Annotated in this window: 12 protein-coding genes and 2 riboswitches; of the genes, 7 read left to right on the plus strand and 5 right to left on the minus strand. The window is 55.1% G+C overall.

Features of this window, described 5'->3' with window-relative positions:
- Positions 1-26: 26 nt before the first annotated feature.
- A complete protein-coding gene (locus tag NDQ72_17820; protein ID WKD27872.1) occupies positions 27-893 on the minus strand; it encodes a cobalamin biosynthesis protein CbiX in 867 nt (288 codons plus the stop codon).
- A gap of 94 nt (positions 894-987) precedes the next feature.
- Here NDQ72_17820 and NDQ72_17825 point away from each other — a divergent pair, with 94 nt between their 5' ends.
- Entirely contained in the window at positions 988-1,572 is a 585-nt protein-coding gene (locus tag NDQ72_17825) for a gamma-glutamylcyclotransferase (protein ID WKD27873.1), read from the plus strand.
- On the opposite strand, the gene NDQ72_17830 is transcribed toward NDQ72_17825, so the two are convergent.
- A complete protein-coding gene (locus NDQ72_17830) occupies positions 1,563-2,090 on the minus strand; it encodes an HPP family protein (protein ID WKD27874.1) in 528 nt (175 codons plus the stop codon). The genes NDQ72_17825 and NDQ72_17830 overlap by 10 nt on opposite strands.
- 109 nt (positions 2,091-2,199) lie before the next feature.
- Complete coding sequence (locus NDQ72_17835) at positions 2,200-2,493, minus strand: hypothetical protein (GenBank protein WKD27875.1); 294 nt, start codon at positions 2,491-2,493, stop codon at positions 2,200-2,202.
- A 156-nt stretch (positions 2,494-2,649) separates the two neighbouring features.
- Positions 2,650-2,740: riboswitch (glycine riboswitch) on the plus strand.
- 23 nt (positions 2,741-2,763) lie between these two features.
- A riboswitch (glycine riboswitch) is annotated at positions 2,764-2,877 on the plus strand.
- 55 nt (positions 2,878-2,932) lie between these two features.
- Here NDQ72_17835 and NDQ72_17840 point away from each other — a divergent pair.
- The 5 genes from NDQ72_17840 to NDQ72_17860 all read left to right on the plus strand — a co-directional run bounded on the left by NDQ72_17840 (position 2,933) and on the right by NDQ72_17860 (position 8,115).
- Positions 2,933-4,183 carry a D-amino acid dehydrogenase gene (locus tag NDQ72_17840; protein ID WKD27876.1) on the plus strand — a complete coding sequence of 417 codons (1,251 nt, stop codon included), beginning with the start codon at positions 2,933-2,935 and terminating at the stop codon, positions 4,181-4,183.
- 175 nt (positions 4,184-4,358) lie between these two features.
- Entirely contained in the window at positions 4,359-5,405 is a 1,047-nt protein-coding gene (gene dctP / locus NDQ72_17845; GenBank protein ID WKD27877.1) for a TRAP transporter substrate-binding protein DctP, read from the plus strand.
- A 127-nt stretch (positions 5,406-5,532) separates the two neighbouring features.
- The gene (locus tag NDQ72_17850; protein ID WKD27878.1) at positions 5,533-6,024 is read left to right on the plus strand and encodes a TRAP transporter small permease; all 492 of its coding nucleotides are present in this window, start codon (positions 5,533-5,535) and stop codon (positions 6,022-6,024) included.
- On the plus strand, positions 6,021-7,295 hold the full coding sequence (locus NDQ72_17855) for a TRAP transporter large permease (GenBank protein ID WKD27879.1): 1,275 nt from the start codon (positions 6,021-6,023) through the stop codon (positions 7,293-7,295). The genes NDQ72_17850 and NDQ72_17855 overlap by 4 nt, the downstream gene beginning before the upstream one ends.
- A gap of 58 nt (positions 7,296-7,353) precedes the next feature.
- Positions 7,354-8,115, plus strand: a complete 762-nt coding sequence (locus tag NDQ72_17860) for a M15 family metallopeptidase (GenBank protein ID WKD27880.1) — start codon at positions 7,354-7,356, stop codon at positions 8,113-8,115.
- A gap of 68 nt (positions 8,116-8,183) precedes the next feature.
- Here the strand turns inward: NDQ72_17860 and NDQ72_17865 are convergent, their stop codons facing one another.
- Positions 8,184-11,282, minus strand: a complete 3,099-nt coding sequence (locus tag NDQ72_17865) for an efflux RND transporter permease subunit (GenBank protein ID WKD27881.1) — start codon at positions 11,280-11,282, stop codon at positions 8,184-8,186.
- Entirely contained in the window at positions 11,269-12,429 is a 1,161-nt protein-coding gene (locus NDQ72_17870; protein WKD27882.1) for an efflux RND transporter periplasmic adaptor subunit, read from the minus strand. The genes NDQ72_17865 and NDQ72_17870 overlap by 14 nt, the downstream gene beginning before the upstream one ends.
- Positions 12,430-12,530: 101 nt before the next feature.
- Here NDQ72_17870 and NDQ72_17875 point away from each other — a divergent pair, with 101 nt between their 5' ends.
- Positions 12,531-13,184, plus strand: coding sequence for a TetR/AcrR family transcriptional regulator (locus NDQ72_17875; GenBank protein ID WKD27883.1), 654 nt, complete (start codon positions 12,531-12,533; stop codon positions 13,182-13,184).
- Positions 13,185-13,197 lie beyond the last annotated feature (13 nt).

The raw sequence follows: 13,197 nt of genomic DNA on the forward strand, positions 1-13,197 counted from the left end.
CCTTTGAGCAGCGTTACACCTCCCACCTAGTGCGCGTTGTCTAGCGTCGCCGGAAGTTCGAGTAGAAAACGTTCACCATCAAGCGCTTGGCGCAGCCGGGTGTGCATTATCTCAACAATACCTGGATGCTCACCAACCAGCGCGGTGGTCGTCACACTCAAACCTGGGTGGCGCTGTTCAGCGGCAGCGCAAATCTCGGCGATATCGCCACCTTCCCCCGCATGACGCCCAGGCGAGAGAAACAGCATCGCTAGGATGACCGGGCCTGCTTGGAACTCCGGTGTATCCAATAAATGCTCTAACAGCGGCTCGTTAAAGCGATATTCATCACCTTCACGACGCTCCATGGAGGCTGCCGCCACACAGGCCACGTCATCACCAAGCAGTACACTAAGCTGTCCCGCCAAGCGGTTGCGCACGGCGGTCACTTCAGGAATCGGACTACCGTGATCGACCAGCGCTACATGCGGCGTCGTTCCCGCCTGGTGCTTGTCGCGAACGTTGTCGGCCAGCAGCTTGGCTAAGCGCAGGTCATTATTGCCCCGCTCATCCACCAGCGGCTGAGCCACACGAACGCTCACCTGGGGAAAACGCGCCTGCAGTGCGGCCATGCGCTCTGGCAAGTAGCCCGTCAGTGCTTTACTTGGGCCAAAGAAAAACGGCAGCACAATGATCTCTGTCGCCCCATTCTCGGCACTGCGCTCAGCAGCTGGGCCCAGAGTCATCGCAGGGATGTCGTCGACCTCGTCGGGAGGGATTTTATTGGAGTGCAGCAAGGAAGCCGCCTGCACGGTTTCGCCTAGCTGCTGGCTGAGTGCAAACGCTACGCGGCGCAGATTATGGGTTGCCTGAGGCCGTAATGAGCCGTTATCGACGAGAAAAATAGCGCGCATGTCGGTCTCCGGAGATGGTCAAGTAAGTAATCACTAAAGGCATGATAAGATGAGCGCTTTAACCGATGTACCGTACTCATGATGCTTGATAGCGATGTTTGATACTACCGCCCTGAACCAGCAAAGAAACTTCTTCGATGGCCATACCGATATCTGGCTTTTTGGTTATGGCTCGCTGATCTGGAAGGCCGACTTCGCCTACTTGGAACGCCAGCCCGCCTACATTACCGGCTGGGCGCGGCGTTTTTGGCAAGGCTCCCACGACCACCGTGGCACGCCGGACGCACCGGGTCGCGTCGCTACGCTGATTCGTGCCCAAGGGGAAGTATGTCACGGCATGGCATACCGCATTACACCCGATGTGCTGGCACCGCTGGATGTACGTGAAAAGAACGGCTACCTGCGTGAAAAAGTGCCGCTCACTTTTCTAGCGCAGCATGGCAATGTGCAGGCGGCAAAGGCAACAACGGAAGGGCTAATTTACTTAGCTACTGAAGATAACCCAGCCTTTCTGGGCGAGGCATCGTTGGATGATATTGCACACCAAATTGCCCATTCCCATGGCCCGAGCGGCTCGAATAAAGCTTACTTACTGAACTTAGCCCAGGCGTTACGCGAATTAGGCACAGACGATGCGCATGTTTTCGCCATTGAGGAGCAGCTACACCGCTACCAATAACGTGGGTAACGGCGATGGCGCGCTAAATTATTCACCAAAATGGCTACTACCAGCATGACCACGCACCCAGCGCCAATGGGGATCAGCGGATACCACCAGCCTAGTTTGTGGACACTCGCCCCACCCGCTACCGCAATCAGCGCAGCGGCAGCCCCCGGTGGATGTACGGTGTGTGTTAGCTGCATCACCAGTATGGAAAGCGACACCGCTAGTGCCATCGAGATAGGCGTCGCGCCCAGCAGTTGGTAGCACCCCACCCCCACCAGCGCCGACAAAACACTACCAAACAGCACATGGCTTGGCTGGGCGAACGGGCTTTCAGGCGCTGCATAAACCAACACCGACGTTGCCCCAAAGGAGCCTACGATTAATAACTGCTGCGAGAGCCAAGCGGCGCTTAGCCAGCATATAACGGCCATACCAGTAAAAGCGCCCAGCCATGACCAGCAGGCATCTTGCCAGCCGACGGGGCGGCGCGCCGTTGGCTCTCCTCGCATCTTGCCAAGATAAGCTTTCATCGCTCCCTCTCTGCACAAAAAGAGTGCAGATGATGGCAAAATGCACCAAATAAGCAAATGACAATTGATCACTTATCTAATGAAACTGACTCAAGGGCGCTCGCCCTCTCTACATCATTAGCCACGACAGGATAAACAGCGCCAGCACAATACGCACGATGGCTCCTAGTAAGGAGCCTCGCAGCAGCGCTCGAAAGCCGCGCCATAACAGCCACAAGCCAATTACCAACACCAGAATGCTAAAGAACGACGCATTGATACCCAGGGAGCGGGTAAGGCCATCAATAAAGTCATCAAACGCGCCGAAAAAGTTGGTGAAGAAGCCCAATAAAAATTCCACCACCACACGAATAGCATCGCCAATCGCTTCGCCTACACCATCAAAAAATCCGTTTGCCTGCATGCGTTATTTCCATCGCTAAAAGGTTTTCGATATTGTCAGTTAAAACCACGCTATTGCATAGCATGCCCATTAAGCAGCGTGCCCCTCCCTTTTGCGTCCCACCCTTAAGACGTTTACCCTATTTCACTTTTTCGACTGACGCGTTACAACGTTGTGAACGCAATAGCGGGAGAGACTGGTGCTAGCCACCAGCGCCGAAGGAGCAACGACCCCGGAAACTCTCAGGCCACCGGACCGCTATCGCTACGGTACTTACTAAAACAGTAATTACTAACATTTTCCGAAGAGCGGTTGATGACTGCGTCACTCAGCCCACCGAAGGAGCAAGCGCCTCAGCCTCAATAGATGCGTGAATCTCTCAGGTTCCATGACGGAAGGGGTACGCCTAGCCAATGTTGCTAGGGGTATCGCTTGACGCTCATACAATCTGGAGAGACTTATGCAACGCATTGCTATTATTGGCGGTGGGATCACTGGTATTACAAGTGCTTATGCGCTGGCCAAGCGCGGCTTTGATGTGACTGTTTTTGAAAAACACCGCTATGCGGCAATGGAAACGTCATTTGCCAACGGCGGGCAGCTCTCGGCATCGAATGCTGAAGTGTGGAACCACTGGCCGACGGTGCTTAAAGGCCTGCGCTGGATGCTAAAAAACGACGCGCCGCTCCTGGTCAACCCTCGCCCTAGTTGGCACAAACTCAGTTGGTTTGCAGCGTTCATCGCCGCCATTCCCCGTTATGCCGACAACACCACGGAAACCACTCGGTTAGCCATTGCTGCCCGGGAACACTTATTCCAGTGGGCGAAAGACGAGCAGATTGATTTCGATCTTAAACAGCAAGGCATTTTGCATATCTATCGTGACAAAGCTGGCTTTGATCACGCAGCACGCGTGTCGCAGTTGCTAGCGAAAGGCGGCCTTGAACGCAGATCGGTCACGCCGGATGAAATGCGCGCCATCGAGCCAACCTTGGCAGGTAGTTACTATGGCGGTTTCTATACCGAAAGCGACGCCACTGGCGATATCCATAAATACACCAACGGCCTCGCTCAGGCAGCCGCCAAGCGTGGCGTGCAGCTTAACTATGGCCACCATATTGACGATATTGGCGCTGACGAGAATGGGGCTTGGGTAAGCGCCACAGTCGATAACAACAGCATGAGCCAACGTTTTGACAGCGTGGTCGTTTGTGCGGGGACCGGCAGCCGAGCCATTGCCGCCAAATTAGGCGATCGCGTTAACATCTATCCCGTAAAAGGCTACTCCATTACCGTACAGCTCGATGACGAGGCCTCTCAGCAAGCCGCACCAACCGTCAGCCTGCTAGACGATGAAACCAAGTTGGTGACCAGCCGTTTGGGGCTAAACCGCTTCCGCGTGGCTGGCACCGCTGAATTTAACGGCGCGAATCGCGATATACGCAACGATCGCATTGAACCGCTGGTTCGCTGGGTAGAAGAGTGCTTCCCTGGCGTGAGTACCCAACGCGTAGTGCCCTGGGCGGGCCTGCGTCCAATGTTACCTAATATGCTGCCCAAAGTTGGACCTGGCCGTTTGCCCACTGTTTTCTATAACACCGGCCACGGCCACCTAGGCTGGACACTGTCAGCCATTACCGCCGAAATGCTGGCGGACGCGGTGGAGGAGAAAAATATCCTCCGCGAGACAGTAACCCAACCGCTTACTTAACCTCAACCACACCATCAGTACGTGAGGGAACCTCCCCAGGAGTCCCCTCACGTGCGCCTTTAGGTATTGCATAGTCTGCACCTAACTACATATTCTGCTAGTAGGCACTCCTTATAAATCCAATAACGCGCCCATAGCGCCCCGTAGCTCACGACAATAAACCAGGAGACTGACTATGTACCCAGCAAAATTGAGCCAACACTTTTCGCTTAAACAGCTTATGTCCGCTTGCCTAGTAGGCTCTGCTTTGATGGCAGGGAACGCGCTTGCAGCGACTACGATTAATCTAAGTTACAACGGTGCCCCAGACCCAGAAAAGAACGCTGTCCACGTTTTTGCAGAGAACCTTAAAGCGCTGGTAGACGAAAAAACTGACGGTGAGATCCAGCTTACGCTCTATCCAAATAGCATGCTCGGCGAAGAAGAGGAGCGCATGGAACAAACCATGAATACGCCCATGCTCAATGTGGCGTCATTTGCGGGTGTTTCTCCTCTTGTTGATGAAATCTTCGTTAGCGCTATTCCGTTTCTGTTCGACGATTTTTCTGCAGCCCACACTTTCTTCGATGAGGGTGAGTATTGGCAGGAAGTCAGCAACGCTCTGCAGGAGCGTGCCGGTATCGATATGCTAGCCGTTGTGGAAGAGGGCGGCTTTTTGGCGTTCACCAATAACGAAAGGCCGATCAGCCACCCTGACGACTTCGAAGGACTCCGCTTCCGCGCCATGGACCCTAGCCAGGTCGCTCTTTATGAGGCCTTCGGCGCCTCCGGTACTCCCATCCCCTGGACAGAGACCTATATGGCACTGCGCACTGGGGTGGCTAACGGGCAAATGAACCCGCCGATGTATATCATCTTAGGCAGCCTTTACGAAGTGCAGGACTACCTGACCCTCGCCAATATCCAGTACTCCGACCAGTTCCTGGTAGGCAACAGCGACATGATCGCAGGTTGGGATGATGAGCTTCGCAGCGCCTTTATGGAGGCCGTCTCCGAAGCTAATCACAATGCCCGTGAGCACAATGAGGAGCAGGTAGAAGCGCGTATCGCCTATCTGGAAGAGCAAGGTATGGAAGTCATTCGCCCCTCTGAAGAAGAGCTAGCCGCTTTCCGCGAAATCGGCCAGCCTGCCTACCTTGAGTGGCTCGGTGAGCGTGATATCGAGCAGCGTTGGATCGATATGGCGTTGGAAGATGCAGGCATGAGCGAACTGCTCGACTAACGGCTGTTAACAACAGGGGCTGGCACCTTACCGGCCCCCTATTTCCAGTACTTAATATCCTAGTACTTAAGACCCTAGTACTTAATGTTCTAGTGCTTAACGTTTCTGTGCTTCATGGAAGGCTGCCATGTTTAATACGCTTCGATCCCGTCTTTTAGCGATCAGCCGCCCTGTTACCTTAACCCTGGCGGGCGCACTGTTATCGCTCAATGTTGCGGCCATTCTGTTTGGGGTGTTTGCACGCTACATCGCTGGTGGCGCGCCTATCTGGACAGATGAGCTATCACGTTTCTTGATCATCGCCACCGTGATGCTCGCGGCTGGCGCTGTCTGGTCTGAAGGAGGACATATGCGCGTTGGCCTGTTAGAGAAACGGCTGCCCGCCCCCTTTGCTCGCTTGCTAAACGTGTACCAATGGCTACTCACTCTGCTCATTGCAGCGGGGGGTGCATGGGTTAGCTATCGCTATGCGCTATCGGTCAGCATGTTTACCACTTCTGGGCTCGGCATTAGCCGCACAGTGCCACTGCTCTCGCTACCGATTGGTTTTTTGCTACTAGCTTGGCATGTGCTTCTTTATGGCCCTGCGCCACTTAAGACCATTGAGGACGACCTATGATTGTCACTATGCTGGTTGTTTTCCTGGGCCACGTCCTGCTTGGGCTGCCTCTGTTTATCGCCCTGCTTACCACCGCGATAGTCGGCTTTTTGTTTGTCGATCCCTCGATGATTCCGCGTATGCTGCCCCAGCAATTCTTTGGTGGTATCAATGTATTCTCCTTGATGGCGATTCCGTTATTTATCTTCGCTGGCAACCTGATGAACGTCAGCGGCTTAACCGAACGCTTGATGGGGCTCGCCCGCCTGATGGTAGGGCATTTGCGGGGCGGCATGGGCCACGTCAATGTGGTGTCGAGCGTATTCTTCGCGGGTGTTAATGGCTCAGCGGTGGCGGACACCTCGGCACTTGGGTCACTGTTAGTGCCTGCCATGGAGAAAGAGGGCTACTCACGGGCCTTTGCCGCTGGGTTGACCGCTGGTAGTTCGCTGATCGGCCCGATTATTCCACCCAGCATCTTTATGATTCTCTACGCCTCACTGACCAACACCTCGGTCGGCGACCTATTTTTGGCAGGCGTTGTGCCGGGGTTGCTGCTGGGCGTTGCCTTTATGGGCATGAACGCCTGGTATGCCTGGCGCCATCGATTACCCAAAAGTGGTCAGTTGCCCTCACTCAGCCAACTTGGCATAGCCTTTGTGGCCGCTCTGCCGGCACTTATTGCCCCTTTTATTATTGTTGCTGGCATCGTGCTGGGCTTTGTAACGCCGACCGAGTCAGGCGCATTAACAGCGCTGTATGTCGCGTTGTGCGGAGTCGTGTTGGGAGGATTGCGTTTCAAAGAGTGCTGGAAAGCTATCGTCGATACGGCACGCTTAACCTCGGCGATTTTTCTGATTATGGCCGCCTCAGCGACGATTAGCTGGCTGCTCTCCTATGCGCAAGTGCCCGCGCAATTTGTCTCGCTGCTATCGCCCTACGTAGACAATAGCGTGGTTATTTTATTGCTACTCAGCGCAATCACCTTCGTCACGGGAATGTTTATGGAGGAAGTGTCAGCGCTGATGCTCCTCACGCCCATCTTTGCGCCAGTGGCGATGATGTCGGGTATCGACCCCATTCATCTGGGTGTCATCATCACGCTTAACATTACCATCGCGTTAATCACCCCGCCGCTGGGTGCCTGCGTGTTTGTCGCCGCCGCGGTCAGTCGGCTTGAGATAGTGTCGCTGTTCAGAACCATTTGGCCCTTTGTACTGACGGCGATTGCGGTGCTTATTCTACTCATCCTGTTTCCATCGCTGACGCTGTGGCTACCTGCTCAGTTTTAAGAACCTGTTTTAAGAACCGTATTAAGAACCTGTTTTGATAACACTCTGCTTGGACAACATGATGCCTTTGAACACACTATTGAAGGCCTTGCCGCCTCTACCCAGCCACCTAGCTCCAAACTGGGAACAGCTGCGCCGAACATCTATTGAAGATAACGGTGAGCGCTTGGTGCCAATGAGCCTCGCTCCGGCACCGATTAGCGTATTCCCCGCCTATGCTCGGCTGGGCATTCCCGGCGCGGTACCGGAGTGTTTCGTTCGGGAAAGCGTTTATCGGGCGCTACTCGCCGCAGCACGCAGCCTACCCGAAGGGGTCGGTTTAATCGTGCTGGACGGCTGGCGTCCATGGCGGGTGCAGCAGTACTTATTTGATACCCTGCACGAAGCTATCCAGCAGCATCAGCCCGGCCTCAGCGAAGCGGAGCTACTGGAGCGCACAAGGGAGTTTGTCTCGGTTCCCAGCCGCGACCCATTAGAACCCAGCCCACATCTCACCGGCGGCGCCGTCGATGTCACGCTATGCGACGCCGATGGCCTACCGCTGGATATGGGGACGCTGTTTGATGAAGCGATACCCGCCTCTCATAGCGACTATTTCGAGCATATGGAGACGCTAACGCCCCAGCAAGTTAACGCCCGAGACCATCGCCGCCTGCTGTATCACACCATGCAACAGCAAGGCTTCACTAACCTGCCTAGCGAGTGGTGGCACTTCGACTACGGCGATCAATTATGGGCCTACTACGGGTCACATCAGCAAGCGCATTACGGCCCGATAGAGCTGGACACCATTGAAAATCGCTGGCGCCGACAGCTGTAGTTGACTAGGCACGATGCCACTCCAGGTAAAGGGCATCGCCGCCTAGCATCTCCCCTTATCTAGGATGCTCAGATAGCGTTTCCTGCTACCGCATACTTGCTATCGATAGGCGAGTTTGCTCTTGCTACCCAAAGCCGATAAAGCGCTGGGGTAAAGAAAAATGACACCAGCGTTGCCAAAAGCAGCCCAAACCCGACGGTTTGCGCGAAAGGTGGCCACAATCCACCTGCCGCCACCATCAATGGAATTAATCCAGCGAAAGTGGTGATCGTCGTTGAGATAATATGACGACTGGTGGGGCCGCTAATGACCGCTAACATGGCATCAATATCGCCTTGGCGTGCCGCTTCATCGTCATCAAACGCAGCAATGATGATAATAGTGGCATTAATCGCCACACCCACCAGCCCCATAATGCCGACAATAATGACAAAACCGAATGCATGGCCGCTTAATAACAGCGCCACAATACCCATGCCCATTGCCTGGGCACCAGCAATAAACACAATGGCAGCGCGGCGAAAGGAATTAAACGCCAGCACGACCGTTGCCACCATGGCAATCACCAGCAGTATCACCGAGGCCAGCAGGTTACCCACGGCTTCGCTACGTTCGGCGGCCTCCCCACCGGTTTCAATGCGATAGCCAGAAGGGAGGTGAATCTCTCCTGCTTTTAGCGCGCTCTGCAACGCGTCCTCTAGCTGTGCCATGGAAACGGCAGGCAACGCATCGGCTACCAAGTAGCCTTGCACCAACTGCACCCGTTCAGCATTACGGCGAGTAATCACGCTCCAGGCTGGCGTTAGCGATACTTCCGCCACTGCCGCTAGCGGCAACCCCTCTGCAACGCGATCACTGACTAAGCGCAGTGCGGCAAGCTGTTCAGCATCAGTGCGCCATTCACCAACATAACGCACTCGGACAGGGAGCTGCTGAGTATCTTCCAGCAGCATGCCTGCAGACTGGCCCGACAGTGCAGCACCAACCTGTTCCGCTAGGTGTTGTGGCGTGAGGCCTGCATCGTGAAGCGCCGTTTGGTCGATATCCAGCGTTAGCCTAGGCAGGTCGCGCTGCATGCCTGCGCGCACATGGGTTACCTGAGGCAACTGATGCATTAGATTCGCTAGCTCGAGTCCCAGCGATGACAGTATGTCCAAGTCATCGCCATAGACTCGTAGCTCAATCGGTGCTTTAAACGGAGGCCCCTGCTCATACTTACGCACCACGCTTTGCGCCTGCGGAAAGTGCTGATCAAGCACTTGCTGCAACATTGGCACCCGCTGATTAGTCACCGCTAACGACTCGGCATCGACAATCAAGTGTAAAAACGCGGGGTTGTTATCTTCATTGGTCAATACGTTGTAGTACATCATGGGGGCACTTTCGCCGACAAATGCCGACACCCGCTTGATGCCCGGCAGCTCTCGGATAAGGGTGACGGCTTCATCGGCCAACGCAGCGGTATTGGCGACGCTGCTAGCCGGTGGCAAGCGTACTTCAATGTGGAATTGGTCACGGTCTGCCGGTGGAAAAAACGCGACGTCTAACGTTGACATTAGCGCGATGCCACTCACAGGCACGCATAAGGTAATGATCATGGCAGCCACCGGATGACGCAGCGAGCTACGTACGGCACGCCTAAAACCACGCTTGACCACGTTATCTTGTGAGCCTGACGGTTTCTTCGCCACGCTGGCCAGCAGCATCGGAGAGAGCGCTGGCACTAGCAGCAGCGATACCAAGTAAGAACTCACTAGCGCTACAATAACGGCCAGGGCTAGCGGTCCTACGAACTCTCCGGCGGGCCCCGGCATTAGCACAATTGGCATAAACGCCAGAATGGTCGTCAGGGTGCTGGCGAGTAACGGCACGGCTAAATGGCGCAAGGCATCTCGGGTCGCTGCAATCACTGAGTCCCCTTGCAAGAAGCGCTCACGAAGGGCGTTGGTCATGACAATGGCGTTATCCACCATTAACCCCAGTGCCACAATAATGCCGGTAATGCTCATTTGGTGGATATCAATACCCAGTGGCTTGAAAAACGCCAACGTGAGCAGTGCCGTAGCGGGAATCGCGAGTCCCACCGTGATCGCCGAGCGCCAGCCCATGCTTAAAAACAGAATAGCCACTACCAGCACTAACCCTATCAGCAGGCTGCTAGCGACATCGCTTAAGCGCTGATTGGTGTAACTGGCTTGCTCAAACACCACTTCAACATCAAGCCCCACGGGCAGCTCGTCAGCAAACGCCATTAGTTGTTGCTGAGCCCGTTCAACCCAAACATCAATACGCTGGCCGGGAGCCATACGGGCACCCACAAACACAGCTCGTTCACCGTTAAGCAGCGCCATGGCGGCGGGCGGATCCTGCACGCCGCGGCGCAGCTCGGCAATCTCACCTAGCCTAACCGTTTGACCTTGCCGGATAGCCACGTCGACATCGCGCAACCTGTCCAACGTATCAAATTCACCGCTCAGCCCGACCGTTAGCCGATGGCCTCGAGTAACCACTTCGCCTGCCGTGCGGCGGCCATCACTTGCTTCAATGGCGGCGGCCAGCTGGCCTACGGAAAGCCCCAGCGCATTTAGCTCTAAGGGGTCGACCATGACCTCGACCTGCTCCCCTGCAACACCAAACAGATGGGTGTATTCCGTGCCTGCAACACGCCTAAACTGGTCTTCCAGGCGTTCAGCGTAGCGCTCCATCAACTGCGGGTTGGGCGGAGAATCCAATGTCCAGCGCAGGGCGGCCACCATGCTAAAGGCGTAACCGCGGTCATCCAGCAGTTCTGGTGTCTGCACACCGGCTGGCAAGGTTGGCGCAATATCGCCTAATTTATCTCGTACTCGGCTCCACACGGGGGCGACATCAATAACCGCGTCTTCTAATTCAAGACTGATAACAGCGATGCCCTGGCGCGACGTAGATTCAAGCACTTGGATTTCTGAAATAGTGCGCAGCTCGTTTTCAATAGGCCGCGCTACCAGCGCTTCAACCTGTTCAGGCGTAGCACCAGGAAACGGCGCAAGCACGGTAGCCATACGCGCAATCAGATGGGGGTCTTCCGCCCGAGGAAGCGTTTGAATAGCCGATAGCCCAGCCACAACCAGCAACCCCAAGGTTAATGCCACTAAACGTCGATTAAATAACCACTCAATGCGCTGCATAAGCCATATCCTCGCTGAGGGTGACCTGCTGCCCTGGGGTGATGCGGTGAATGCCGCTAGTAATTAACCTTATTCCTGGCTCAAGGGTTCCGCGCACAAAGGCTTGATCGCCTTCAGTGTGCAGCAACTCCACGCTCGCCCGAGCCACACGGAAATGCCCCTCTTCCAGCGGCTCTGCCACCAGCACGTTCCACAATCCTCGCTCGGCAGCACGTAAGGCATCTAGCGGCACCCAATAGCCACTGGCAGGCTCTACCACTGCGTAGCTAAGTTCAACGAGATCACCTGGCACCGCGCTGTTTGAGGCGTCAAGCGAGACAACCAGCGTCTGCGTGCGGCTGTCGCTGTCAATATGGGGTAATCGAGCACGCACCACACCGCCAATAGCGTGGTGATTAACGTTGAGTGTGACCATCTCGCCTGGTGTAAACGTCGACGCTAACCGAGCAGGCAATCCTAGATGCGCTTCAAGTTGCTCAACATCGATAAGCTCAAACGCGGCGGTACCGCTAGTCACTAAACTACCAACGCTGACATGACGTTCAATAACGCGTCCAGCGAAAGGCGCTTTTAACGTGCTGTCCTCAAGATCAGCAGTAAGGCTGTCTCGTTCAGCCGCCAGTGCCGCAAGGCGGGCTTGAAGCGTTAGCCGATCCGTTCGGGCTTGGTCCAACGTCGTACGGCTGGCAAAATTACTTTGATTAAGCTGCGCTTCACGCTCTTCTTGGCGCTGAGCAAAAGCCAGCCCGGCGCGGGCTTCCTCACTACGTGCGGCCACTTCTGCCAAACGGCTTTCAAGACGGCGGGTATCCAGTATCGCCAGCACATCGCCCTGCTCAACCGCACTCCCCCTATCAGCCAACACTTCGCTAACACGGCCAGCGGGTTCAAAAGCAAGCGACACTGACTGGCGTGCAACCACTCGCCCCGTTAAGCGCACGTCCCGCTCCAGCTGTTCGGAGTGGGCAAGAGACTGCGTCACCACTTGCAATAAAGCGTTATCAGTTTCTTGCTGGTTAGCCAACTGGGCACGACTGTGCTGGCTAGTAAGCACAACCACCGCAACTGCCGTGATACTCATCATAATTAAGGCCGCCAACGTGCCACGACTCCGGTGGCGCCAGGAAGTATTGAAGGAAGTGTCCATTATGGCCTCGAAATGGTTTATTCTTGAACGATACGGTTCACTACAATATGTGTACGCCAGCGTTCAATATTTATTTATTCGATAGGCACGGATTTTTCGCAATGACGGACTCGCAACCTTTACCGCCTGACAAAAAACGCAGCGCCGGTCGCCCCAAAGACATGGCTAAGCACAACGCGATGCTAGACGCGGCGGCCTGCCTATTTTTTCGCTTTGGTCTCGAAGGGGTGACCATGGAAGCCGTTGCCCGTGAAGCGGGTGTTTCCAAAGTGACTGTGTACGGCCATTTTGCAACTAAAGAAGCGCTATTTGGCAACGTCATTCAGCGTGAAACCGCCCTCATTCGTCATGGTCTAGAACAGCTTCCCGACACTCACGAAGCCGTGCGTCAATCGCTGATTGAAGTCGGCACAAGCCTCGTGCGCTTTTTGTTGGAGCCCCACGTGTTAGCCGTTGAGCGCGTTATGAGTACACAGGGAAGTCAGTACCCCGAACTGCTACTGGCCTTTTTCGAATCAGGCCCCTGGGCCACTAAAAAGTGGCTGCAGGAAAAGCTTGAGGGGCTAGCCCGCGCCGGGCATTTAACCCTTAACGCACCCACACCAGCCGCCGACCAACTCTGTAGCATGTGGCAAGGCATGTTGGTTATGGAGGTGCGTATGGGGGTTCGTCAGCTCCCCAGCAATGAAGAGATTCATCGTCAGATCAGCAGCGCAGTGGATGTGTTTTTGGCGGCGTATGGGAAACAAGCATAATGAGAACGGCAAT

It is taken from the genome of Halomonas sp. KG2, from assembly GCA_030440445.1.
GTDB lineage: Bacteria > Pseudomonadota > Gammaproteobacteria > Pseudomonadales > Halomonadaceae > Vreelandella.

Excerpts from the sequence above, each read along its gene's own strand:
- NDQ72_17820 (WKD27872.1), bottom strand. The coding sequence starts at position 893 with ATGCGCGCTATTTTTCTCGTCGATAACGGCTCATTACGGCCTCAGGCA.
- NDQ72_17825 (WKD27873.1), top strand. The coding sequence starts at position 988 with ATGTTTGATACTACCGCCCTGAACCAGCAAAGAAACTTCTTCGATGGC.
- NDQ72_17830 (WKD27874.1), bottom strand. The coding sequence starts at position 2,090 with ATGAAAGCTTATCTTGGCAAGATGCGAGGAGAGCCAACGGCGCGCCGC.
- NDQ72_17835 (WKD27875.1), bottom strand. The coding sequence starts at position 2,493 with ATGCAGGCAAACGGATTTTTTGATGGTGTAGGCGAAGCGATTGGCGAT.
- NDQ72_17840 (WKD27876.1), top strand. The coding sequence starts at position 2,933 with ATGCAACGCATTGCTATTATTGGCGGTGGGATCACTGGTATTACAAGT.
- dctP (WKD27877.1), top strand. The coding sequence starts at position 4,359 with ATGTACCCAGCAAAATTGAGCCAACACTTTTCGCTTAAACAGCTTATG.
- NDQ72_17850 (WKD27878.1), top strand. The coding sequence starts at position 5,533 with ATGTTTAATACGCTTCGATCCCGTCTTTTAGCGATCAGCCGCCCTGTT.
- NDQ72_17855 (WKD27879.1), top strand. The coding sequence starts at position 6,021 with ATGATTGTCACTATGCTGGTTGTTTTCCTGGGCCACGTCCTGCTTGGG.
- NDQ72_17860 (WKD27880.1), top strand. The coding sequence starts at position 7,354 with ATGATGCCTTTGAACACACTATTGAAGGCCTTGCCGCCTCTACCCAGC.
- NDQ72_17865 (WKD27881.1), bottom strand. The coding sequence starts at position 11,282 with ATGCAGCGCATTGAGTGGTTATTTAATCGACGTTTAGTGGCATTAACC.
- NDQ72_17870 (WKD27882.1), bottom strand. The coding sequence starts at position 12,429 with ATGGACACTTCCTTCAATACTTCCTGGCGCCACCGGAGTCGTGGCACG.
- NDQ72_17875 (WKD27883.1), top strand. The coding sequence starts at position 12,531 with ATGACGGACTCGCAACCTTTACCGCCTGACAAAAAACGCAGCGCCGGT.